This window comes from Halococcus sp. IIIV-5B (genome assembly GCF_003602035.1).
Taxonomy (GTDB): domain Archaea; phylum Halobacteriota; class Halobacteria; order Halobacteriales; family Halococcaceae; genus Halococcus; species Halococcus salsus.
Genome location: NZ_QZWE01000013.1, coordinates 33665 through 57570, shown reverse-complemented (window position 1 = coordinate 57570; position 23906 = coordinate 33665). Strand labels below are relative to the sequence as shown.

23 protein-coding genes and 2 tRNA genes are annotated in these 23906 nt (G+C 55.8%); 12 read left to right on the top strand and 13 right to left on the bottom strand.

Annotated features, from left to right (window positions below; all coding sequences use genetic code 11):
* Positions 1 to 3: 3 nt before the first annotated feature.
* From D3261_RS10570 to D3261_RS10555, 4 genes are read right to left on the bottom strand one after another with little or no spacing between them, the layout of a single operon-like run.
* Positions 4 to 639, bottom strand: a complete 636-nt coding sequence (locus D3261_RS10570; protein ID WP_120072169.1) for a 30S ribosomal protein S3ae — start codon at positions 637 to 639, stop codon at positions 4 to 6.
* Positions 636 to 884, bottom strand: coding sequence for a KEOPS complex subunit Pcc1 (locus tag D3261_RS10565; protein WP_120072167.1), 249 nt, complete (start codon positions 882 to 884; stop codon positions 636 to 638). The genes D3261_RS10570 and D3261_RS10565 overlap by 4 nt, the downstream gene beginning before the upstream one ends.
* Positions 881 to 2014: an exonuclease RecJ gene (locus D3261_RS10560; protein ID WP_120072165.1), complete on the bottom strand. Its 1134-nt coding sequence runs from the start codon at positions 2012 to 2014 to the stop codon at positions 881 to 883. The genes D3261_RS10565 and D3261_RS10560 overlap by 4 nt, the downstream gene beginning before the upstream one ends.
* Position 2015: 1 nt before the next feature.
* Complete coding sequence (locus D3261_RS10555; protein WP_120072163.1) at positions 2016 to 2477, bottom strand: 30S ribosomal protein S15; 462 nt, start codon at positions 2475 to 2477, stop codon at positions 2016 to 2018.
* A 184-nt stretch (positions 2478 to 2661) separates the two neighbouring features.
* Here D3261_RS10555 and D3261_RS10550 point away from each other — a divergent pair.
* Together D3261_RS10550 and D3261_RS10545 are read left to right on the top strand one after the other, a co-directional pair.
* A tRNA-Ala gene (locus D3261_RS10550) sits at positions 2662 to 2733 on the top strand.
* Between the two features lie 572 nt (positions 2734 to 3305).
* On the top strand, positions 3306 to 4049 hold the full coding sequence (locus D3261_RS10545; RefSeq protein WP_120072161.1) for a DUF2321 domain-containing protein: 744 nt from the start codon (positions 3306 to 3308) through the stop codon (positions 4047 to 4049).
* Between the two features lie 303 nt (positions 4050 to 4352).
* On the opposite strand, the gene D3261_RS10540 is transcribed toward D3261_RS10545, so the two are convergent.
* The 3 genes from D3261_RS10540 to D3261_RS10530 form a co-directional block, all read right to left on the bottom strand.
* Positions 4353 to 4426, bottom strand: a tRNA-Phe gene (locus D3261_RS10540).
* Positions 4427 to 4758: 332 nt separating this feature from the next.
* Positions 4759 to 5382 carry a MaoC family dehydratase gene (locus D3261_RS10535; RefSeq protein ID WP_120072159.1) on the bottom strand — a complete coding sequence of 208 codons (624 nt, stop codon included), beginning with the start codon at positions 5380 to 5382 and terminating at the stop codon, positions 4759 to 4761.
* 70 nt (positions 5383 to 5452) lie between these two features.
* A complete protein-coding gene (locus D3261_RS10530; RefSeq protein ID WP_120072157.1) occupies positions 5453 to 5977 on the bottom strand; it encodes an HTH domain-containing protein in 525 nt (174 codons plus the stop codon).
* 184 nt (positions 5978 to 6161) lie between these two features.
* Here D3261_RS10530 and dapA point away from each other — a divergent pair, with 184 nt between their 5' ends.
* The 3 genes from dapA (at position 6162) to D3261_RS10515 (ending at position 8944) form a co-directional block, all read left to right on the top strand.
* On the top strand, positions 6162 to 7076 hold the full coding sequence (gene dapA / locus D3261_RS10525) for a 4-hydroxy-tetrahydrodipicolinate synthase (RefSeq protein ID WP_120072155.1): 915 nt from the start codon (positions 6162 to 6164) through the stop codon (positions 7074 to 7076).
* 315 nt (positions 7077 to 7391) lie between these two features.
* On the top strand, positions 7392 to 8429 hold the full coding sequence (locus D3261_RS10520; RefSeq protein WP_120072153.1) for a hypothetical protein: 1038 nt from the start codon (positions 7392 to 7394) through the stop codon (positions 8427 to 8429).
* A complete protein-coding gene (locus D3261_RS10515; protein WP_120072151.1) occupies positions 8426 to 8944 on the top strand; it encodes an FxLYD domain-containing protein in 519 nt (172 codons plus the stop codon). Before D3261_RS10520 ends, D3261_RS10515 begins: the two co-directional genes overlap by 4 nt.
* Positions 8945 to 9158: 214 nt before the next feature.
* Here the strand turns inward: D3261_RS10515 and D3261_RS10510 are convergent, their stop codons facing one another.
* On the bottom strand, positions 9159 to 9854 hold the full coding sequence (locus D3261_RS10510) for a nucleotidyltransferase domain-containing protein (protein WP_120072149.1): 696 nt from the start codon (positions 9852 to 9854) through the stop codon (positions 9159 to 9161).
* The gene (locus D3261_RS10505; RefSeq protein ID WP_120072147.1) at positions 9851 to 10525 is read right to left on the bottom strand and encodes an RNA polymerase subunit sigma-70; all 675 of its coding nucleotides are present in this window, start codon (positions 10523 to 10525) and stop codon (positions 9851 to 9853) included. Before D3261_RS10505 ends, D3261_RS10510 begins: the two co-directional genes overlap by 4 nt.
* A gap of 369 nt (positions 10526 to 10894) precedes the next feature.
* On the opposite strand from D3261_RS10505, the gene D3261_RS10500 reads away from it, so the two are divergent.
* From D3261_RS10500 to D3261_RS10490, 5 genes are all read left to right on the top strand, one after another.
* Entirely contained in the window at positions 10895 to 11875 is a 981-nt protein-coding gene (locus D3261_RS10500; protein ID WP_233553963.1) for a site-specific integrase, read from the top strand.
* 4 nt (positions 11876 to 11879) lie between these two features.
* Complete coding sequence (locus D3261_RS20030; protein WP_158589381.1) at positions 11880 to 12047, top strand: hypothetical protein; 168 nt, start codon at positions 11880 to 11882, stop codon at positions 12045 to 12047.
* Positions 12040 to 12195: a hypothetical protein gene (locus D3261_RS20025; protein WP_158589380.1), complete on the top strand. Its 156-nt coding sequence runs from the start codon at positions 12040 to 12042 to the stop codon at positions 12193 to 12195. The genes D3261_RS20030 and D3261_RS20025 overlap by 8 nt, the downstream gene beginning before the upstream one ends.
* Before the next feature lie 115 nt (positions 12196 to 12310).
* Positions 12311 to 12835, top strand: a complete 525-nt coding sequence (locus tag D3261_RS19755; RefSeq protein ID WP_147464963.1) for a hypothetical protein — start codon at positions 12311 to 12313, stop codon at positions 12833 to 12835.
* A 1068-nt stretch (positions 12836 to 13903) separates the two neighbouring features.
* Positions 13904 to 14302: a hypothetical protein gene (locus tag D3261_RS10490; protein WP_120072143.1), complete on the top strand. Its 399-nt coding sequence runs from the start codon at positions 13904 to 13906 to the stop codon at positions 14300 to 14302.
* Positions 14303 to 15302: 1000 nt separating this feature from the next.
* Here the strand turns inward: D3261_RS10490 and D3261_RS20020 are convergent.
* Both D3261_RS20020 and D3261_RS10480 read right to left on the bottom strand, forming a co-directional pair.
* Complete coding sequence (locus D3261_RS20020; protein ID WP_158589379.1) at positions 15303 to 15578, bottom strand: hypothetical protein; 276 nt, start codon at positions 15576 to 15578, stop codon at positions 15303 to 15305.
* A 483-nt stretch (positions 15579 to 16061) separates the two neighbouring features.
* The gene (locus tag D3261_RS10480; RefSeq protein ID WP_120072141.1) at positions 16062 to 16313 is read right to left on the bottom strand and encodes a hypothetical protein; all 252 of its coding nucleotides are present in this window, start codon (positions 16311 to 16313) and stop codon (positions 16062 to 16064) included.
* A gap of 134 nt (positions 16314 to 16447) precedes the next feature.
* Between D3261_RS10480 and D3261_RS19750 the strand changes: the two genes are divergently transcribed.
* Positions 16448 to 17275 (top strand): hypothetical protein, encoded by an 828-nt coding sequence (locus tag D3261_RS19750; protein ID WP_147464962.1) that lies wholly within the window; start codon positions 16448 to 16450, stop codon positions 17273 to 17275.
* A gap of 101 nt (positions 17276 to 17376) precedes the next feature.
* On the top strand, positions 17377 to 19053 hold the full coding sequence (locus tag D3261_RS10465; RefSeq protein ID WP_147464961.1) for a hypothetical protein: 1677 nt from the start codon (positions 17377 to 17379) through the stop codon (positions 19051 to 19053).
* 102 nt (positions 19054 to 19155) lie between these two features.
* On the opposite strand, the gene D3261_RS10460 is transcribed toward D3261_RS10465, so the two are convergent.
* Entirely contained in the window at positions 19156 to 20058 is a 903-nt protein-coding gene (locus D3261_RS10460; RefSeq protein ID WP_147464960.1) for a hypothetical protein, read from the bottom strand.
* Between the two features lie 246 nt (positions 20059 to 20304).
* Entirely contained in the window at positions 20305 to 23616 is a 3312-nt protein-coding gene (locus D3261_RS19745; RefSeq protein WP_147464959.1) for a hypothetical protein, read from the bottom strand.
* Positions 23617 to 23906: the final 290 nt, after the last annotated feature.

The following is a 23906-nucleotide window of genomic DNA, read 5'->3' as shown; positions in this document are numbered from 1 at the left end:
AGATTAAACTTCGACGTCGGATTCGTCGACGTCGACCGCGGTCTCTTCCTCTTCGGCGATCTCCTCGGGGTGGGCATCGAGGGCGAGCTTCGCGATCTCGACCCGGCGGAGCGGGTAGATGGTGCGTGCCTCGCCGTAGATCGCGCTCGACAGCCGGCCCTGGGTCACGCTGTCGACGAGCTCCTGGAAGCTCCGGTCGCGCGCGGCCTCGCGGACGAGTTCGACCATTCGGGCGCGGATGGCCTTCTCCTGGCTGTCGTTGGCCTTCTGGGTGGTGAACGCCACCGGCTGGATGCGAACCCGGTAGTTGTCGTTGGTTCGCACCGTGAGGTAGGCGTCGACCTTCGAGGCCCCGCGCCGCACGAGGCTGTTGAGGTAGTCCCGCGTGAGTTCGTGTTTCTCGAACTGGGTGTAGGCCGTGTCGCTCCCGACGTCGTTGATCCGGAAGGTGAGTTTGACGTTGTTGGCCCCGGCGTCGTCCGTGAGGTCGCCGAGGGTCGCTTCGATGGTGCGTTCGAGCACCGCGTTCGGTTCGTTCGCGGGAGTCGTGCCGAGTTCGGCCCGGTCGAATGACTCGGGCGCGACCACGGTGTACCACCGCTTCTGTCGCTGCTGTCGTGAAACTGATCGTTCGCTCATGAGTGTGTCTGGTTCGTGTCGTTCGTTCCGTCCTGTGCTGCTTGCACGACCCGCTCGGCGACCGAGAGGTTCACCGTGTAGTCGTCGAGCGTCGCGCGAAGCCCGCCGACCGTCTCGCGTTCGAGGGTCGTCGCGACCACCTCGCCATCGACCCCGGTGTGCATCTCCGGGGTGTTGTCGGGGACGAGCGCCGCCGCGACGGTCTCGGGCGCGACCGATCGCGTCCGGACGCGGGCGCGCTTCACGCGACCGCCTCCCGGAACGCGGTGACGAAGCCGTCCGCGTCCGAAAACCGCGCCCAAGCGCGTTGGTCGTCGCCCGCACCGTCGCCGCCCGCCGCGGTGGCCGCCTCGGCCATCCGCTCGCCGAGGTGCGCCTCGTGGTGGGCCGCTCCCGCCGCGCGTCCGTCGTCGACGACCACCGCGATCGACTCCGGCGACCGAAAGTCACACAGGAGTCGGGCGGCGGTCGGCAGCGACGCGCCCGCGTCGGTTCGGGCGACGAAGACGTTGCGATGGCGCTCGGTCGTCGCCTCCCGCAACGCGCGGTGGGCGCGGTCGGCGTGGCTCCGCCACGCGTCGAGCGCCGTCTCGCGGATGTCGTGGCCGAGCGCGAGCGCGAGCGCGATACCGGGCCGCTCGTGGGCGGCCGCACAGAGGACGTCCGCGAGGCCCCCGACCGTCTCGAACCGTCCGCTCACCGTGGTCGCCTCCCGTCCGCGCTCGGTGACCACGTAGGGGTTGAGCGCACAGCCGAGGGCCGACGCACCGCGCGGCGTCGCGTCGGCACACGTCGACAGCGCGACCATCGAGGCCGTCCGTCGACCATCGTCGTCGCAGCCGGCGAGTGCCGTCGCCGTCGCGTCGGGGTCACCCGAGAAGTCTGTGTGGACGAGCGTGCTGTGCGCGAGCCCGTCGTCGAGGTCGGCCACCGGAACCGCGACGCCGGGCCGTCGTTCGACCAGGTCGCGCTCGGTGGCCGTCTCGAAGGCGTCGCTTCCGTCGAGGTCGCCCGTCTCGTCGCCGACCACGAACCGCCCCGCGAGCGCGAGCAGCGGGTCGGGGTCGGCCTCGAGCGCACGTGCCGCCGCGAAGGCGGTCTCGCTCGCCGGCCGCTCGCTCGCGTCGAGCGAGCAGTCGGCGGATCCCTCGATACCGATCCGTATCGTCGTCGTGTCGTCGGCCGTCTCCACACCGGGGCGCTCGGCGTGGACGCTCGCCTGGAACGGCACGCCACGCTGGGCGAGCGCGTTCGCGAGCAGTCCGGCGGCCGCGAGTGCGTCGGCGTCGGCGGCCACGAGGAGTCGGGCGAACCCGGCCTCGCGGAGCGTCGACGCGACGCCCTCGGCCCCGGTGGAACGACCGGCGACGGCCATCTCAGACGAGGTCCCGTGCGTTCTGGTAGGTGTACTTGAAGTTCTCGTCGAGCGCGTCGCCGCGGTAGTAGTCGACGAGCCGGCGCACCTTCGCCTCCGTGTTCTGGAGGGCGCGTTTGTTCTGGGCGTCGTTCGGGTTCGCGGCCATGTGCTCGCGAAGCCGGACGGCCCGCTCCATCAGGTTCCGGAGGTCCTCCGGAAGCGTCGGTTCGGCGTCGTTGTCCGCGAGGATCTCGGTGATCTTCTTGTCGGTCGCGAGTTGGACGTTCGGGACCGCGGTGCCCTGGACGCCCTCGTCGCGGAGCTTGAGCCCGATCTCGCTCGGGCTGTGGCCCTGCTCTGCCAGTTCGACGACGCGGCTCTCGACCGCGTCCGCGTCGACGTCGCTCCACTCCGGTGGTTCGTCTGCCACGGGCTTGTCGGAATCCGACGAGCCGCGGCGTCGTGTATGCATCCGTGCCATTGTTGAGGATAGGAATCACACGAATCGCTACCGAACACTACCACGATCTCGGAGTCCACCGCCGGACGAGTCGGATTCGTGGCCGTGCTGTTCCCATCGACGGGAGCCGTGCGCGGGGTTAAACCGTTTCGACTTCGGGAGGGTTCGATGGGTTTAACCGAGGGACCGAACAAGTCGGGAATGCGGGCTCATAGATCAGTGGTAGATCGTTCCCTTGGCAGGGGAAAGGCCCCGGGTTCAAATCCCGGTGAGTCCAGTTCTGAACGACGTGAAGAACTGGCGAGCCGAGCGTTCGCGAAGCGAACGCGTGGGACCCCGTTTCGCGACGTCGCTTTTCGCCGTTGATTCGCGACGACCACGGAGTCGTGCCTCCGTTGGTATGTGACGTGAGGGCGCACAGACCGTTTGTAGAACTCGGAATCCGTCGATGGCCCATCGGACCGTTCGCGTCGCTCGCGGTCTCAGAGTATGCCGCCTCCCGAATTTGAACCATTATTTCAGACGCCGAAAGGGCTTCCAGCAAGTGGCCAAAGGGCTGTCGCTGTGATTCCATGGAACGACACAGATGACTGAGGAACTCAAACCTCTCTCGCCTACTCAAAGCAACGGAGATATTCATCGAACAACGGCGAAACGAAGTCGCAGAGATGACGTAGGTCTCTTTCGCGACTTTAAGGTTCCACTCGAATAACCCGAATACCCGATTGTTGGCTTGGCCTCTGGCCAGTATCCCAACCTGCTTCTGAATAGTGAAGATATTTGAAGCAGCGAAACACGAAATGTATCTGAATGGAGGCTTTTTAAGGATAGAAAAGAACAGATGGAGTAATGGCACGATATGACGCAAAGCAAGTCTGTCTAAACGGCCACCACATCACCGATAGGGCAAAGACGGGAAGTCGAGCTAAGAAACACTGCGACAAGTGCGGCGCAGAAACAATTACTGAATGTCCCAAATGTGGCGGGATGATGAAAGGAAAAAACTTGGATTCTAACGTTGCCGCTGTAGGGTTTGAACCCTCAATTCCTTCCCACTGCGAGTACTGTGGCGAGCCTTTCCCGTGGACCGGCGATGAAGATGACAAAACGGAGCAAGAAAACGTAACTTGGGACCTCGAAGCAGAGCAGGCAATTGACCGTATCTGTAACCGTTTCTCGAACGTTGCGTACCATCTGAATGACCGATATAACGGGCGTAACACTATCGAGATCGAGGACGAGTACGACGTACAAGATGTTCTAAATGCTCTCCTAAGGATACACTTCGATGATGTTAGGCCTGAGGAAGGAACACCAAGCCACGCAGGTTCGTCTTCACGCATCGACTTTCTCTTGAAGGAAGAGAAGATTGGAATCGAAGTCAAGAAAACTCGAGAGGGGCTGGATGAAGGAGAACTCGGCTCGGAACTCTCGACAGATAAAGAACGCTATGAGGCACATCCAGACTGTGACCGACTCATCTGCTTCATCTACGACCCTGAGCGCCGATTGCGGAATCCTCAGGTACTTAGCGACTTGGATGCAGAGGATGACGACTTCAGCGTAAAGGTAATCGTCACTCCGAAGCGGTAGTTCAGAGTAAAATTCTCACATGTCGAGAAGACATTAGTTTTCGATGGATAATATGGTAAAATTCGTTCTCAACAAGCGTTGGAGTTGGAATTTTTCCCACAAAAACACGATTCGCCTGACTCGGGCCATCTACTGATCGAATCTCGGCCTTGTAAAAGTCGTATTCTGCTCGCGCAAGATTCGACCATCACAGAACGGCAGACGGGGGCAGGTGCGTCAACTCGCCCATTGAAATCGAACAAGGAGAGTTCCAATCATAGGAGGGTACAGATACTCTCGATTGCAAAACATGTGGTAAAAGCATGCCGCCTCCCGGATTTGAACCGGGGACAGCTCGATCTTCAGTCGAGTGCTCTCCCAGTCTGAGCTAAGGCGGCCCGCTCGGACCGAGGCCGACCGACGGAAAAAGGATTTCGAAAGCCCGCGCCGCCGGGTCGGGTCGTCGTCGAGGCTCCAGCGGGACGGCGCGGCCGGGAAATCCACGTTTCTGGCTGGGTAACGCGGGTTTTTCCGCTTCGGACCCCCAGAAGCCCACATGACGACCGAGCAGCTCATGGGGATCCTCGCACTGATCGCGCTCCTCGTCTTCACCCTGACGTTCGTCGTCATCGCCCTCGCGAGCTAACGCGCTCGTCGGGTTCCGGTTCGCGGGCGGGACCACGACCACCGTTCGACCCGTCGGCAGCGGGGACGGTATCGGCGGTCGGGGTTACTGACGAGCGGTGGTCGGGAGGTCGTCTATCAGGACCACGGCTTCGCCGGCGATGATCACCTCGTCGTCCTCGTTGTGGAGCGTCGTCTCGATCCGGTAGCGGTCGCCCCCGAGGGCCTCGATGACCTCGCAGTTCCCGGTGACGGTCTCGCCGATCCGAACCGGGTGGCGGAACTCGAGCTCCTGGGAGAGGTAGATCGTCAACCCGGGCAGGCGCGCGAGCGCGGCGCTGATGAGGCCCGAGAGAAGCGTTCCGTGGGCGATCCGGCCCTCGAAACGGGTGTCCTCGGCGAACCCCTCGTCGAGGTGGAGCCGGCTCGTGTCGCCGCTGATCCGGGCGAACGCCCGGACCTCCTCGTCCGCGATCCGCTTCGTGAACCGAACCCAGTCGCCGACCGCGAGGTCGGCGGCCGAGTCGACCGACCGCTCGACCTCCCAGTCGGGCTCCCGATAGGCCACCTCGGGGACCGCCGGGTCGAGCCGTGGCGCGGCCGCCGTGCTCCGCTCGAACGCGCCGATGGCCGCACGGTTGGCTTCGAGCGTGGAGGTGAACAGGTCGGACCAGAGGCGAAACCACGCGTCGCTGACGGCGGGGAAGTTGGTACCCGATGCGGAGCCCATGATACACGAGGTAGGCCCGGCGAGGAGATAGCCCTTGCCACGAATCCGGGTGCAGCGGCGTCGTGACGCCTCAGACCGGGTCTTCGTCGGTGTCCCAGTCGTGGACCGTCGGTCCGTCCTCGTCGGCGAGTTCGTCGAGGCAGTCGTGGATCGTGTGCGTCAGTACGTCGTTCGACCACGGGGCGACACACCGAAGCTCGCCGTTCTCGCGGGTTGCGAGACACATGAGCGGGAACCCGATCACCCGCTGGCAATCGTCGCCGGCGATCGAGGTGCACTCGCGTTCCTCGAACGCCGACGGAAACCGGAGGTCGTTCGCCGACGCCCAGCGTGTGAACTCCTCGACCGCTTCGAGGATGGTTCGGCCGGGTTCGGTGCCGGCGAACGCCGACCCTGGGGCGATACCCCCGCCCCAGACGGTGACGGTCGAGGCGGCGATGCGTCCCGCTCGCTGGAGCCCCTCGATCCGGTCGACCACCCCCTCCTGCTCCGGCCGAGCGCCCGCCGGTGCCAACGAACGGACGAACAACTCGACGGTGTAGTCCCGCCGGTGCTCGTCGGTCGGTGCCTCGGCCGGTGTTCGTGTCACTGCCATCGTGTGTCACCCCGTCTCCGCGGGATACGCCTCCGTAGGGGGCTGACGGGATTGTAGTTATCGGCCGTTCGGCCGTGTCGGTGAACGGACAGCGAGGAGCCGGAACGACGACCGGGGTCAGCGGACGGCGGAGGCGTCGTCACGGGCGGTATCGTTATGCGGGTCGCCCCGTGGGTTTCGAACGATGACCACGACCGTTCCCGACCGGTTCGGTGGCGCGCTGTGTCCGACGATCACCCCGTTCACCGACGGCGAGGTGAGCACCTCCGGCCTCGAAACCCTCGTCGAGCACGTGATCGAGGGCGGCATCGACGGACTGGTTCCGTGCGGGACGACCGGTGAGTTCGCCAGCCTCTCGACGGCGGAGTACCGGACCGTGATCGAGACGACGGTCGACGTCGCGGACGGACGGGTCCCCGTGATGGCGGGGACGGCGGGGACGAGCGTCGCCGGGACGGTCGAGAACGTCGCGTTCGCCGCGGAGGCGGGGGCGGACGCGGCGCTGATCACGCTACCGTACTTCCACACCGCGAACGACGAGGCGGGCAACGAGGCCTTCCTCACCGCCGTCGCCGACGAAGCCGCCCTCCCCTGTTACCTCTACAACATCCCGTCGTGTACGGGCGCGCCGATCGCCCCCGAGACCGTCTCGACGGCCGCGGACCACGACTCGGTCGTCGGCCTGAAGGATTCGGGCGGCGACTTCACCTACTTCCAGGACGTCGTCGAGCGGACGCCGGGGGATTTTCAGGTCTATCCGGGCTCCGACAGCCTCCTCGAGTGGGGGCTGCTCGCGGGCGCTGCCGGCGGGGTCTGTGCGCTCTCGAACGTCGTCCCCGAGGCGTTCGCGGCGCTCGTCGCCGCCGTCGAGCGCGGCGACGTCGAGACGGCGACCGCCCTCCAGACGGGGATCACCTCGTTGTTTCAGGCCTGTGTCGCCCACGGGTTCGCCCCGACGGCGAAGGCCGGTCTCGTCGTTCGAGGGGTACTCCCCGAGGCGACCCTCCGACCGCCGCTCGTCGAACTCGACGCGGACGCACGCGAGGCCGTCGAGACCGCGGTCGACGACGTTCTCGCGACCGTCGAAGCGAGCACCTGAGCGAGTTCCCGAACGTTCCCGCAGTCACGATCGTACTTCGAATTCCGTGTCGGACGGTCCTGTGTGACCGAACCCCAACGCTTCGGGGACGCGTGTCGACCCACAGTCACGTCTCGAACCGTTCGGCGCGGGCAGTCCGTCGAACGGACGGGCCAACCGACCCGAACGGCCCGTAGCTGCAAGCAGTTCCCTTTCCCCCGTCGGGAGCCGAGGGAGTGAGACGATGACCGGTGTCACACCCGAGACGAAGGTGCTCGCGGTCAGCGACGAGACCGTGGGACCGAAGCCGGTCGGTAGGGGAGCGATGTCGTCGCCATGAGTGATACCGGCCCCGCGACCACCATGCGCGAGCGGACCGGTAACAATCGCGTTCGCCTCTGGGTGTTGCTCACCGCGAACCGAGCCCTCGTCGCGGGGTTGTTGACGGTCGGTCTCTTCGTCGTGCTGGTCGCCGTCGGCGTCGTCAACGTCTACCCGATACGAACCACGGTCCGCAACGGGACCCACATCGAGCGCCTCTTCCAGGCGTTCATCATGTCGATCATCACCGGGATCACGCTCGTCGTCACGCTCAATCAGCTCGTGCTCTCGCGCGAGCTGGGGCCGCTCGGCGAGAAACGCGACGAGATGGCCGACGCGACGGAGTTCCGCCAGCACATCGAGGAGCTCACCGGGTCGGTCGCCCCGCCCGAACCCGCTTCGTTCATGCGGACGTTCATGCAGCTGAGCACGGACCGGGCGGACGACCTCAAGCAGGCGGTGGCGGACGATGGCGACGCGGAGCTCCGTGACAGCGTGAACGCGCTCGGCGAACGGATCCGAACCCAGGCGGACGACATCGAGGGGCAGCTCTCCGAGGCGGAGTTCGGCGATTTCGAGGTCATCCCGGCGGTGCTGAACTACGACTACTCCTGGAAGATATACACCGCACGGCGGCTTCGGTCCGAGCACAGCGAGTCGCTCTCCGAGGACCAACGAACCGCCTTCGACGGTCTGATCCAGGCGCTGAGCCTCTTCGCGCCCGCTCGCGAACACTTCAAAACCCTCTATTTCCGGCGGGAACTGGTCGACTTCTCCCGGAAGATGCTCTACGCCGGCGTCCCGGCGCTCGCGATATCGATCCTCGGGCTGGTCTATCTCGACCCCAACTCGTTCGTGGGGTCGACCCTGGGGATGGCGAACCTCGTCTTCGCCATCAGTGCGGCGGTGGCCATCGCGTCGATGCCGTTCTTCGTGCTCGTGTCGTACATCCTCCGTCTCGGAACGATCGCCCAGCGAACCCTCGCGGTCGGCCCGTTCATCCTCCGGGACTCACAGCGCTCCGACGACATCGGGGCGGGGGAGGACCAGTGACCCGCCCACCCGAGACCGAGTCACGCCGATTCAGCCGACGGCAGGTCCTCGCTCTCCTCGGTGCGAGCGGGTCGGTCGGGCTCGCCGGCTGTGGATCCGGGAGCGGGGACGTCCGATACGGCGACGAGCGGGACGTCGACCTCCCGACGACCGCCGACACGAACGCGTCGAACGCGAGCGCGGCGAGCGCCGCGGCGGCGCGCGCCCAACTCGAGGGCGACACCTACGCCGTGCGGCTCGACGCGCTGGCCCTCCGGGATCACGGGATGGTCGTCCGGGACGACTACCGGGGCGCGGTAGTCCGGGGAAGCATCGAGAACACGGGCCGCCAACGGATCGAGTTGGTCGAAGTCCGGGCACGGGTCTACAACAGCGATGGCGAGCAATTGGGCCGGTACCTCGACAGCACTCACGACCTCGCCGCGGGGTCGACGTGGAGCTTCGAGGCCGTGGTTCTCGAAGACCCGGCGGACATCGCCTCGTACGACGTGGCGGTGCTCGGCTCGTTGGGGTGACTTTCGAGGATGCTGTCGAACGCGGGAACGACGAAGGAGGCATCTACCAGTCAACTGTCATTCCGTCGTCGCATCCGACGATGCTCGCGAGGCAATACAACTCTCGACCGGACGGAGAGGAATATATCGATGGGTTGGGTTTCGTGTTCAGCAAGCGAGTTGGCTCGCGAGAGCTGCCGTGTCTGGAAGGCACTTCGCTCCGTGTCGGATAGGATCACCGTAGCTGTTCGATCTGCTCGGAGAGATACTGCTGGAGATCTGTGACAGTTTCCGTCGAGACGGTCGACGCGCCGAAATCGCTTCGGTAACCGTGCTTGAGCTCCTCGCTCTCTACGATCTCTATCCCGTGTTCGAGCTGTGTCCGGAGCTCATCCTTCTCCCCTCGGTGTAGGTGAGGCGTTACTGTGTCCAAGTCGATCTCTTCTGCAATCGCCAGAACGTCCCGGAGGTCGGTTTCACGTCCACTGTGAAGCTTCGCCGCCACGAGGACTGCACCATCGATAACTCTCGCGTTCGCCGCTGTCGTTGCACCACCCACCGCTCGTTCATGGCTGTGGTCGTACAGATAGTCGAACGACCACTGGGCTTCGGTTTGGCGACAGCCGAGCCCATTTACCAACAGATCGAACCCGATCGGTTGTTGTGGTGCGAGTCGTTTCTCGTACTCAATGACAGCCGTATCGTAGAACCATTCCTTGGCGTGGCTGTCCGTTTGTTCGAACCCGTGGGCTTCGAGGAATTCGGCGAATTCGTCTTCGGCATCCGGTGCAACCACGATATCGAGATCGGTCGAAAAGCGTGTGTTGAATGCCGAGACGGCGTAGCCACCGACGAGGACGTACTGGTGACCGTTCTCGGAAAGCTCTCCGAGGAGTTCGATGAGTGCGTCGCTTCGGTCGTTGAAGCTCATGGACTGACTCGCTCGTCTTCCCGATAGTCAACACCGAGGTCAAGGTCATCGTACATCCGATCGAGCATCGCAAGTGCTGACTGGAACTGTGCGTAATGCTCACGCATATACTCGATCGTCTGTACACGGGGAATCACCGGATATCCCTCTACATCGTCGATCTCAAGCGAAGGCTGAGGATCGAGAACGACCTGCAGTGGTCCAGCATGCTCTTCGCTAGGTTGACGTTCGAAGGCAGTGGGAAGGCCGAATGCGTCAAAGAATCGTTCCCAGGCGTCGACGTCCTGCTCACGGACGGCGAGAAACAACGGATAATCCGTGGCATCGCGACTGATCCGATAGCCTCCCTGAGTCCAGATATAGACGGCGTCGATACGAGTAAACGCGAAGGGCCAATCACCGAACTGTGGGATGACGTATGCTTCCTCTATCGATGGTGGACTGACGTTGGCACTTGCAGCCACCAGCTCGCGTGCTGCGTCCCGGACGCGATCATCAACGACGGAGAGGCCGTCTTCATATTGGAGGTATCCCGCCCCTTCAAGTCGGTTGACGGCCTGTCTGACTGTCTCGTAGGGTGTCTGGAGATGCTGGGCGACACGACGGATCGAGTCACCGCTCTCGGTGACGAGAATGACTCGTGCTGCCGTGTCGTCAAGCACCTCGTACATGTGGTAATTACCAATAATCGGGTAACGGCTAAAGGCTTACTGGAGCACACGAGTGGTGGCCACGAGCACTCGGCTCGGTACCGTGTTGGCCAGATCGGGTCCCTCCCGGTCGCAGAGATCGGTTTAGATCGTCCTCTAGAGCTTCTATCGGGCGTCGAAGAAGTAGAGATGGGCCCTGTCGGGGACCGTTCCCGGTGGTCACGGCCCTTTCCGCCCCGCCACAGCACGCAGATTCATCAACTGACGTTCACCGATGAGTATGACAGCGTGGATTCTCATTGCCCTCCAGAGGCGTCACATGGCACTCTCCAACAGCAGTTCAAAGTCATGTCAGACAGTAGTCTCACCCCGGTAGATCCACAAACAGCCGTGGAACTCTACCTTGAAAGTCGCTCAGAAGCATCGGAAAACACCCTGCGTTCGCACAAATACCGTCTTCGCCATTTCATTCGGTGGTGTGAGGACGGTGATGAAGGCAACATTCAGAACCTCAATTCTCTGACTGGCAGGGATCTCCACGAATATCGTGTCTGGAGAAAGCAAGAAGGTGATTTGAACGTCGTTTCGGTGAAGACCCAACTCAGCACCATCAGGGTCTTCATGAAGTTCTGTGAGTCGATTGACGGCGTTGAGGACGGCCTCTCAGAGAAGATGCTGGTCCCAACCATCCATGGGGGTGAAGGTAGCCGTGACGCTCTCATGGAAGTTCCACACGCCGAGACGCTACTGGAACACCTACGGAAATACGACTATGCCAGCCGACGCCACATCACTATCCTCTTGCTCTGGCACACTGGGATGCGAATTGGAGCCCTTCATTCACTTGATGTGAAAGACTTCGATGAAGAGGACGAACGTCTATCGCTCAACCATCGACCTGAGACAGGCACCCGACTGAAGAACAAATCCAATGGTGAACGGTATGTGGCTCTCTCGGAGAACGTCTGTGAAGTCCTCAAAGACTACCTGAGTGAAGTCAGACCGCCCACAGAAGACGATAGTGGCCGACAGCCCTTACTCACAAGCCAAAAAGGCCGTCCCAGTAGAGGCACACTTAGAGGCGTCATCTACCGGGCGACACAACCCTGTGTGATAGGGGAGTGTCCGTTGGGCAACGAGCAAGATGCCTGTGAATACTACGGCAGTGGGTCGCCAAAGTGTCCTGAAAGCGTCTCACCCCATAGTATTCGCCGTGGGAGCATCACCCACTTTCTCTCCAAAGACGTTCCTGAAAAGGTGGTGTCAGATAGGATGAACGTCGATCAAAAGACGCTCTCAAAGCATTACGATAGACGGACGGAAGAACAACAGGCTGAGCAACGTCGTCAGTACCTTGGGAACGTGGAGTAGTCTGATGGACGACAGCAAACGAACTAACGGCGACAAGGAACGTGTCCCAGAGGAACCTGGATACGATGTTAGCGAAGAACAGTTAGAATCACTCCGATTCCTTCGTGATGAGACTGACCACGACATTTCAGAAGTTGCTCGGGCACTGCTTGAAGTGATTAACGATGAGTGACGAAAACCCTGACATCGAAGAAAAATGGGCTAACGTGGTGGCCAAATATGATTGCACACCTGAACAAATGGAGAAGATTGAACAGTTGGCACAGACAGATACGAAATCCGGTGAATACGCTCGACAATTGCTTAGGGCCATCCGGTAGGTCAGTAGTTCGCTAACATAGCGATACGGACCTTCACCGTCCCCACTTAGGATAGTGGGAGAGACATGGGGGCTTAGGCCCGTGATTCATGTGACCATCGGCTAACACTATTCTAATGCCAGCAAAGAGAACCTACCATCCACGCCAGTTTGAAGACAATCTTGCTGTGAGTGTGAACGGGGATTTGGAGCGGCGAAAGAACGTCTACTTTACCGACCAGTCTCCCACGTTTGAGATCGTCATTGAGAATACGGGAGAGGTATCTGTCGAAGTAGATACCTTCATTCGACTGAGTTTCGAGGAGTCCAGAAACAAATCAGAGTGGACAGATACGGTTGATGTGAACACGACAGTAGATCCTGGCGATACTGAAACGTACCAGATGAACCCAGAAATGTTGCCCTATCAAGGAAGTGGGGCCGTTTCACTGGAGAGTCTATCCCTCTATCAAAGTGACAGTGGGAGGATAGGATGTCGCCGCTCAAGTTCTAAACGACCGTTCCGACTCTATACGTTCATGGTCTACGACAGGGATTACTACCGGGTTGAATATCTTCGTCCACGTTTATCCCAGTATGCTTCCATGGTTCTCTCAATTCTCATTGTGGCTCTGGCAGTCATCCAGTTGTGGCTCGCTTAGTAACGTGAATCACTGAGACATTTCCGAGTATGCTTACGTCTATTATTCAAACGGCATCGGCCTTACCGTCTTACCAAACATTGGAAGCAATTCGTCTAACGAGCGTTGGTAAGAATCACTTAGGAAACTGACCATACCTTCGCCGCCCCCACCTTCATCGAAGACACCCTACCTTCGTCTTCTAAGAGATTGAGACGGTAGAGAGCTGCCTGTGACGTGCATCCAACAGTTCTGGCGATATCGCCCGTCGTTGGGTTCTCAGCCTCTTGAATGGCCTCTAAGAACTCTTGGTCCCCATACTTCCGTCGTCCATCCTCATGATCTTCAGGCATTGCCACTCACATCGCTAATTCTATTTCTACCACTGTGAGTCTGTTGCTTTTTAGATAACCAAAGCAATTAAGTAGTTCCTGATTCAACATGGTGGTAAGCACTGAGGGCATTGGCCTTTCATCGGAAGGAAAGGTGGGTGGTCATAAGCACCCACCCCAGTGCTGCCGGAAAGCAGCAATGACAGATATAGAGACAGGCAACATAGAAGTTGCCCATGACAGCGGAAGCATAGTCGTTCGATCAAACATCAGTAGCGACAGCGTTCAGGATTCTCACAGCCCCATAGAGGTCGCTCGATGATCCCTGACTGGTTGGTTCAGGGATTCGATGGCCCTGTCTACGATGAAGATGAGCTGGAAGACAGTGACCTGTTCGATGACGACACCCCACTGACTCCGCCCGAAGACCTCTCGCCAGAGGCATACCATGCTACGATGAGTCGATGGGACTCAAGGGGAGAGGAACGGGTTTCAGTCGGTGACGGTCTGTTCACAGGACTCTGCTGTGAGTATTGGAATGGTCCTCGCCAAGGCGCAGAACACTTCATCGAAGTTCGGTGTGTCGAAGAAGACACTTCGGGCGTTCGGACCTACCTGCTGTGTCTCACGAGATGGGTAGCGAACGACCACGGTATTGTCGATGACACTGGTTGGCAACAGTACTTCATGGTCCGAACGGAGGACGTTCGTGACCTACTTAGAGACTTGTTCCTGTCGTTCGGGGAGGTGAAGCCGTATGAGCATCCAGCTCAGTAGAGGTCCGAAGAAGATAGAGGAGTTACCGGGCAACCGTCTGTTCGACACCGTAGAGGATCGTGTGGACCCCAGGGGTTTGGACGACACCGAAGAACGGTGGGCGATCTGTCAATGGGATGGTGGGCCGACCAGCCCCACCACCATGAACTTCGAAAACCCCCTGACCTACTACGAAGTTGATGTTGAACGACTCTCAGAGAATAGCGACGAGAGTTCTGATTACGAAGTAACGCTTGTCTCACTCAACGCTCCGAAAGACGGTCATCGGGACGGGAAGCTCACAGTGGACTGGAAGCGAAGACAGCGGGTTCGTCTATGGTTAGACGTAGATGGGTTGTTGGCAGAGTTGCTAATCCGTCTTAGTGACATAGCGAACTGACTACTGTCTCAAACCCCTCTCTCGTCGCCACTCAAGATTCACACCAGCCATGAAAATGAATGGAGGGCATAACATTTATACTCTGAATCTCTTAGAATAAGATAGCTGTGGACAAGAATTCTAATCCCGATGATGAGACTGAATCCGAATCAGATGAAGAAGGTAACTCTACCACCTACGCAGGGCCGTAGATCGGGAGATGATAGGATCCCTTAGAACCACCTCAAACCCTTGTGTTTGCTCAGAGTGATTTATGACGGCTGACGTTCCTTAAAATGCAAAACAAGACCAAATAATCATTGTTTCTTACTCTTCAGATAGAGTCCATAAAACTCATGATGAGGCATTACATACCTCTGGTTGCTCGGAAATAGGTTCGCAAAAAGGGGAGAACCCGTTGCGCTGGCATCACCCTGCTTTCGAGTTTCCCAGACTGATCCGTTGACCAGTATCAACGACAGTAGAGCCACTTTTATAGGCCTTGTGAAACGGCACCTAATTGTCCTATTCTAACAGACCATCTTGGCAGTAGAGATTATCGTTGGTCATTTCGGAGAGTAAGGGTACTCTCCGGGCCGAAAGGCCATATTGACATCTGTGCAGGTAGGATCGTCAAATTTCACACACTCATGGATGAACGTTTACAATAGCACTATAAATAATCGCCATGATTGTCAAGGTGGGTGATGGCAGTGAAGGGAAACTATGGGGCCGGTCAGAATGGAAGTATGGAAACGTGTCAGCGTTGTGGGAAGGGTATGTCAGATCCATATATTGACAATGGAACCTGCTATCACTGTCGTATAGACGGCTGGTAGCCACAGCTCTCTGTGAGTTAAAACGGGTGGGGAGGTGGACCATGTGGGGAAGTGTTACAAGGTGATGCCGGGCAACGGAGTCCCCTTCTGGTCCTATCAAAACCTCCCTGCCATCTTGTAATAAGCTTTGTGTGGGGAGGCAAATTTGACGTTTAGCAGAGCCACAACTTGCTGATGCTTGCTCAACTATGTTGCTGACAGAAGTCAAACAACAGTGTGCGATGGCACGAGATTTCACTGACGACGACAGGAGAAGTGGTGTGTTCGATAATGCCGGTAATCGGGTTGGGACCGTCAACGACGTTCGGGATGGTAACGCCTACGTCGATACCAGTAGTAGCGATACGGATTCTGGTATCTTGGACAGCATCATGTCGGCGCTTGGCTGGAACGATAGTGATGATACCCACGAGCTTCGGAACGACGATGTGGATCACTACGATGACGATGGTGTCCACCTTCGCCAGCTCTAAGTCGGTTCCAACTTACGCCGTTTCTTTCAGAAAGAGAGTCGCTCATGGTGACTTACGTGTACGTCTCAGAACGCCGTGAAAGTCGCATATACGACGCTCAGTGTGGTTCACCTACTGACGAGACTCATACTACTCATGAACATTCCACGCTACTCTCACGTCCATCTGATGGACATACGTCACCAAAGGATTCTACTTCTCAGTAACGGCAGTCGGGACAGAGATCATCCATCATATCCATTGTCGCCTCACCACAGACTTTGCAGAAGCCGATAACACCATTAGAACTACTTTTACCTTCCACAGGTAAGTATCGTCACACTAATACTTATAGATATACTTTTTCTATTGTGATAACAGATATTAGTAATGACACTCCGGATAGGAGGTTTGAGGAAGTTCCAACTGCCGTGACCAACGGAAGGAGGTTCCTGCTTTCCCCTTTCTCACGCTTGTGAGAGAACGCTACTACTCAGTGTCGTCTATCCGATTTCGATAGGCGTAGACTAAATCATCAACAGTCGCCTCTCTGTGTTCATCATCGATGTCTGCCTCAACCAGGGCTATTGCCATTTCGTCGGCAGAAATAGATGTGCCATACTCATCACCGTCAACTAATTCATCTACCAGCTTACTCTCTTGTTCGCTCAGCGTAACGTTAGCCCTGTCGATTAGGGGCACATAGTCTTTCTCCGAAGGATCAGCATCATCATCCGTCATAACTTGAGTCGTAAGGGCTTGCTCGGTAGGAACCTTACGGCCATTCGTAGCTATGTGGTTCAGGTCCGTTTCATCCCATAGAAGACAAACCGTGCAAAATAATTTGACAGAAGAACTCTTGTCTCCGTTTAGACATGGATATTGTTTCAGTAGTAGGAGTCGTCGGAACTGGCGTCGGTATCCTTGGATTGGCAGGTACTCTTTACCAGATTCATAGACGACGAGAATCCGAACAAGAGGCTGAGCAACGTCGAGAGGAAATGCGAGAGCGACTTGATCGAAAAGAAGAATTGGAGGGACTTTCCGATGAACTTCGGAGTCTCAATACCCGTATCCAATCGCTTACTCACACGGTACTCAATCCGAGAGCACACGAAGATATGGAACTCTTTCTACACAGTATGGGAAGGGATATGCTTGCCTACCATCATGCTACTGGTCAAAATCCAACTGTAAAAGTACTGGAAGTAGGTACTGGAATAGACGAATCAACCACGGTGTTCAACACCTCTTCAGAGATGGTTGAATATTATCGTCAGACAGACAACTCGGCTCGTGTTCGAGCAACCACATGGGTTAGGGATGACGAAAAGGTCCTTGAACACGTTCGACGTAGCGATATAGCGCAGGCACTCAACGGAGTTACTTGGGTCCGTCTCTATATTGAGGATATTCGTAGCGACTATGGTGATCTCCTTCACCAATTTGATGGCTCAATTTTAGATGAGATAGATGGGACCCTTGATAGGCTCGTTGACGCCTGCTATAGCGAAATATTTGAGCACGCCGAAGGAGTCGAGTTCATTCCCGACGAATATGGGAATCCAGTAGAGATGGAAGATGCTGTCTATGAGACGTTCATGCTATCAGATGAGGTCCGTGGGATAGTTAAGGATCTTGAGAAATTGGGTGAGCGAGTTAGCGACACACAGACCGATGTCGTTCAGACCAGCTTCTCATGAGAAGTCATCAGGGGCTTCAGCAGCAACAGAGAGATACTGGATAGGTTTAGAGAGAGACACCTCTCCAGAAGATATAGGCCTGTTGCCAATTAATGGCGTTTATGCCGTGTTCAGAATGTGGCTCTCTCTATGTGGTTCACTATGAATCAAAAGAACTATTCTGTCCACATTGTTCGGATAATCACTGTGTTGAGGATGCAGATATAATTGATCTGAAAACAGAGTGGCTACTGGAAGATTGGTTCACAAACGCAAATATTCTCCGTGAGGTGAAGAAGTACGACAAGGGGGATCTGGTGTTAGCATTCGCCAGCAAACTGAACAACCGAGCCAACTACTTTTTCGAACATAATGGAATACCAATCCCTGACTTTGGATACCTTCCCTACTTGGTCAAGATAGTTCAAGATGGGTTTGGATTTCGTGACGAACGGATTGATGACCCTTCTGAGCGAGAGAAAGTTGTTGAAGAGTTGCGAGACGGATATGCGGTGGTAATCAAGAGAGTAGAAGAGATCAGGAGCGGGATGGTCGTGTGCTTGAAGGAGGGGGATGTAAGTCCGAATCCCCGAAACTGGATTGAAGACTATAAACAAGCTGACACAGAATATCGTTTGTGCTTTGACAGATGTGCCAAAAGTATGATTATTGCGGAAAAAGAGAATTTAGGTGATTTTGATTATATAGACCGCAACTTTCGTGACTTTGGCTTCATTGACGGTGATAACGCAGACACTCTTACCGGATATGCGAAGAAGTACTATAAGATAATGATCCCACTCAGCTTTGTTGCTTCATTGGACAGAAAAATAGGCGACCCCTATACGACACATCTCCCAAAAAATATCTCTGTTTTTCAGCTTCAGGAATTCATTGATACACTTCACTTACTCGTTAAAGAGATCGCAAATGACGGGGCAGAGATTGATCCATATTTGTTCGCTATCGAAGAAGAAATCGTAGATGAGTGTGGGAAGGAGATATTCAAAGAACAGTGGGGAGAAATCAAACGAAATATCGTTGTTTCAGAGGATAGTGTGGATGCTCATCCCTTTCTCTTTCAAACAGAGGTCACCGAAGAACGAATGATGAGGGGTGGTCGGACTCCGAGAAAACTCTCACGTTCTGTTATACTGTTCCCTAAGCAGTATGATCGTCTACTTCTCTTTCAGATATTCCCGCTCCTCCAGAACGGCGATGAGCCGGCAGGCGGTAGAATCTTAGAGAGTATTAACTCAGACATTGGACCGATGTTTGAGAGGGGGATATACGAATATCTGGATGAGAAAGGCATAGAAGCCTATCACAGCGCCACGCTCACCAAAAACGAACCCACTGAAATAGATGTCATCTACGTCCACAATAACACGCTTTGGTTTGTCGAAATCAAATGGACCCTTCCCCCGTTGCGAATGAATTCAGTAGAGGGAATAGAGAAATTGGATGATAAATTCGACAATAAAATATTCAAAACACACTCTGGGGAACTCCAAGACGAATCTGGGAAGCCCTTTCCTGAGAAGGTAGACAAGTGGCTGTCACTCCCAACAGGGAGTTCATTTTCCTCCCAAGAAGGCACAGACAGCTCTGAGCAAAGTGAGAACACAGTTAAAGACGAATGGGACGATATGGACGTTCAAAAGTTGGTTGTCTCCAATCTTGCTCCTTCGTATGTCGAGAAAGAGAGTGTCCGGTTTCTCACCGACTTAGAGTTCTATCAGATGATAGAACACGGCGAAGACCCGTTCTATCGGATTGATTCTGAGCCATCTGATTAGGGTCGAGACGGCAAAACCGAGTTGCTGTCGGGCATAGCCACATCCACACATAATCAGTAAAATTTCGAGAAACAGGTCGAATCTGGCTTATACGACCCTTTCTCAGCGACCAGATTCATCGTCTTCACCAGCATCCTCATCGTCTCTCGTCACAGGAACCTGAGCCGAGTCCAAGTCGTTGAACGATTCCGGCTGAACCTCATCTGAGGACAGTGGGTCATCGACCAGCCCCATATCGATCTCCACTACGGAGTCTACTTCTTCAACGTCGTCGGTCGCCCCCCACGAAACTCCTCCACGCTTAAGGAGATGTTTTTGCTCCCCGATCAAACGGTGGTACGGCAAGCAAAGGTGATGTTCTACCTCCTCAGTTACCGTCTTCCATTCAGGTTCATCCAAATCGTTGTTTGGTGAAGGCTTTAGCAACCTGCTGCCCACCACTTTTTCTTTTGTGAGGTTGTTGACAGCAATCTCGACATTGATCTCAGTCATAATCACGTCGTTCACTGCTGCCCGCCACAATGGCATGGCCCTGATTCGATGGTTCGATGGTGCTCTCACATCCAAGACGAGCTTCCCATCGTCGTCAGCAACGTCGGGTATTTCATCGTCGTAATCGTCCCTGGAGAAGTCAATCGTCTTCTCTGTCATTGTGTTGTCAAAATCGTAGATAGAACTCTGAAGATATTCTCCCCAGAGGACCAGCACCCTCACCTGTTGGTCCGGGGTAAGGTTGTCGTAGGCATGGAGAATCGTCTTAGAGTAAAGTCCGTGCTCAGTGTTGTTCTTTAGATTGTCACGACCTTTGTGCGTTTTACACCTATCAGATTTCTCACTGTTGAAGTAGCTCAGTGGTAATTGTGCGCAATAACGTCGTTCACCGTATCGACTACGCCAATGGCGAAGCACCGCACCACACCGATCGTCTTGTGGCTCAGCTGTGCCAGCGTCAAGTTCGTATTCGCCCCATTCGTCTTCCGCCGTTTCGCCATCAATGTCTTTCATATTGAAAACTCTGTTACTTTGACCGCATATTCAGAAATCTATGCTACTGAACCGCCGACGAAAATCTCAAGCCAAAACGATAGTATTCGGGGGTGTGTTAGTGTCAGTTAATTTACTCCAGAGCGAATGTCCCGTAATAGGGTACTCTATTACGATGCGTTCGTTCTGATTATTAGAATTTGACATAAACTCCTGCCCAACCCCGAACGCTCATGATTGGCATGAGATTTGGGGGTGGTAGCCAATTTACTCTGCTATGGTCAGCACTTCCGAGCGAAGTTTCGTTTCGCCAGTTGGCTCGATAATGCCCATGTCGATGAGAGAGGATACCCAGTTCTCAACGGTTCGCCCACCGACTTCGCTCCGATCCTTCAGGTCGTTACGTGTAAATGTCTCACTGGGATCCAACGACTCCACCAAATCCTTTGCTCCATCTGGGACATCCAGTTGAGTGACCGTCTCACTACGGCCCTTTGCTTGTCCGACCAGAGTATCCAACTCACTCACCTCATCAACAGGGAGATCGGTGACGACGTTCGTGAGTAGATAGACATCGATAGGGGTGTCCGATGTGATTGGCCGGGTTCGGTGAACAAGTTGCTCTAACTCGTTCTCACGCTTTTCGTAGAACAAATCTCCAACCAGCCCAGAGAACTCTTTGACCGGAAACTCCAGTCCACGTTCGTCGTCATCAACGTACTGGAGTCGTCGGTAGGTCGGTGGGTTGGCAACCAATTCACCATTCTCCCGCCGGAGAGAGTATTCGACACCCCCAACTTCTAACCCGTTATCAATGGCTATGCCACCAGAGAGTAGTTCGGCGTCTCGTTCAAGATCATCGATGTGCCAATGGGGTGCGCCCAAAGCGATTACGACATCACAATCATCGTGATTTAGGCCACGGAGTCCACCATAGTGCTCAGTGACGGCGTTGTCAGCGAACTCAAAGCGTTTCAGTATATCCTTCTTCGCTCCGAATAGCGGGTTGTCATATTCTTTACAAACCCAGTCAATGAACGTCTGGAATCGCTTGATGAGGTTCGGGTTATCGAAGGCACTTCCATGATATGCCCCATCAGTGATTTGCGTCACTCTCATATTCATCTGGACGTTGTGATCGTCGCCAACGACAGTGGGTTCACGACCATATAACCCCTCAACCTTCTTCGGGGTGGCTGTGGCATCCAAGATGAGTGGGCTATTGGGGAGATCACTGAGGTTCGGAATCGTGATGACAGCGGCTTCGGACTGTCCACTCACCCCATTCCGTTTGATGGCGATGAAACGTGCTTTCTCAGCATCAGGAGGGAGGTAGGTATCAGTACCTTCAACCCACCCACAGTCCTCGTTGACGCAGACTCGTCTTCCGTTCTGGTTGGAGAGACGTGAGTCACACCAGGGACATGAGCCAAGTGCTTTTGCGCCACCCAGTGCTTTCGCACAGGCGTCAGTATCCAATCCACATTGGGCGGCGAATCCTATGATCACGTCGATAACCCCCGGTTTGACGGGCGAATCATGCCCCTTCTCAACTTGGCTACGGAGGTGTTCGTTGAACTTGATTCGAATTGCCGCCAACGTCTCTGCTTTCATCACGTCAGTTTCGCTGGTCCATTCAATCGATGGTGGTTCTACGTCGGACCCATCACCGACTCGGATGCCTTCGGCTAATCGGCGTGCGAAGGTCGCCAGTTCACCGTAGTTTCGATCAACTCCGTTGATAGCCTCAAGCACATCTGCGCCATTCAGAAGTTCTTCAACAGAAGCACCCTCTTTGTGCTTCATCAGACGACTGCTTTCGTCAATCAAGATGTCTCTGTCTTCACGGAGTTTTTTGAGAGTTTGATGTTCTTGAACACAAGCAACATGAGTTTGTGAAGCCAGTTCATCAAATTGTGTGGACCACTCGCACTGTTCACCGTTGTGTGGGTCAAAATGATAGTGCGCTGAAACAGCTCCATATATCTCCTTCAGCCGCTCAAACTCTTGCCGGAGCGGGTCATCAGCATCCCGTTCAAAAAGCGAACACATCAATGGACACTGCTCATCACCGTGCTCGGGACACTGACGGTTGTTGGCCTTTGCCTCCAGGCAAGTGAGATTCTTGGGCCACGTTGGTCCTTTCAGGTGAAAGATGTCATCAGGTGTGTTCGGGTCCGTAATGGATTCGTGAGCTTTCTTGTGGGTGGGAAAGGCTGTTCCTGCTCGTCGGTCACGTTTGTCAGCGCCACGGATACTGCTCGTCGTTTTCCCCCATCCACAGGGTTGTGTCCACACAACAGGACCAGTGGCGTCAATGAACGCCCCATATTCTTCGTCTTCTAACTGCTGACGTTCCTTCTCGGCGTCGAAGGGAACACGCTCTTTCAGTTCTGGTGGGTCACACTGACGTGGTTCGGGAATAGGATTTGTGCTGTCGTCACCGCCGTCAGGAAAATCTACCAACTCTGGGATTTCGAAGCCGAGATCACGAAGGTGGTCAACGCCTTTGAACCACAGACTACCACGGACTTCCGACTGAGTGATGTTCTTCGGGTCGACTTCCCCCATATCGAGAAGTGCCATCGTGACGGCACCACCGTAGCTTCGCCCGCCAGTATAGTCCCATCCAGTATCAGTAATGATGTTCGCCGTTCCGTTGTTGTTTGGACTCCAAGTGGGGTGAAACGCTCTCGCTCCTTCTGAGGTCGAAGCACTGTCGTTCCACGAATCGACAATCGTTCTCTCGGCAACGTGCTGGTAGTTCAGTTGATTAACAGCCGCAAACACGTCGTGAATATCGTCGGTTTCACCACTCCCAGCAACGTCCGGTTCATAGTCATCAACGTCGAAATCATCGTATTTCTCGGAGGGAGTCGAAACGGTGTCTGGGAACTGATCATGATCTTCTAAAAGCTCACGAAGACCACTGTCATCCCATGAACGGACTGCTGCTGGTGTGCCACGAACGTGTTCGCCGGTGACAAGCAATTGTCGCTTCCCATCATAGATTTCTATTGAGGGAAGATCATCGTTCGCACCAAAGGGTTCGTCATCCAGATCCCATTCAGCTTGTTTGACCCCATCTGGTAGCACGCCGTAGTAAGAGGCATGAATCCCATTTCCTGATTGGGAGACTTCTACGAATGTGAATCCTAACTGGTTCAAAATCTTCGAGACAGCAGGGTGAGTCTCACCAATCTCCGGGTCAACAACATCATCAAAGTCAACGTGAGCGTGGGGATCATCTTCCTGCTGAATGAACGCCAGATCCTGAATTTCAGAGGATCGTTCTAATTCGTCTTCGACTTTCGTTCCACTAACGTAGTTGTCACTAATCCCCCACTGGAATCGAGAATCGGTATCATCGTCGCCATCGGGGTGATCACGGTCGCCCCACGGAGCAAACGGTAGTTTGTGGCCATCATCACCCACTATAGCACCCATCCACTGCTGTCGCTCGCTTAGTGAGCTTGGTATCCGACCACCAGCAGTTTTCGACCAGTCAATATCTTCGTGGCTGTCTGCTACTGGAATTGCCGTAGCGTCACGACATTCTTTACAGCGGCCATCACTCACATACTTGTTCGAACACCCAATCGTCGAACAGCGATCGGAGGTTGATTCTGAAGTCGGTGCTGCTACCGAAGATAGGTCAATATCAGTACTGGTTGTGACACTCATTTATCAATTATTCATGGTTCTGATTGTCTCTACTAATATCGGTCCCACAATGGGGACACAGGCCGCTATCTCGCAAGTTTTCTTCAAAGGTGATTTGGACCGTTGTCATGTCCATCAATTCTGAGCTGAGTTACATAAAGCTCGAAATATTGTCAAACGCACAAAGCGCACCGAGCCAACTGGCT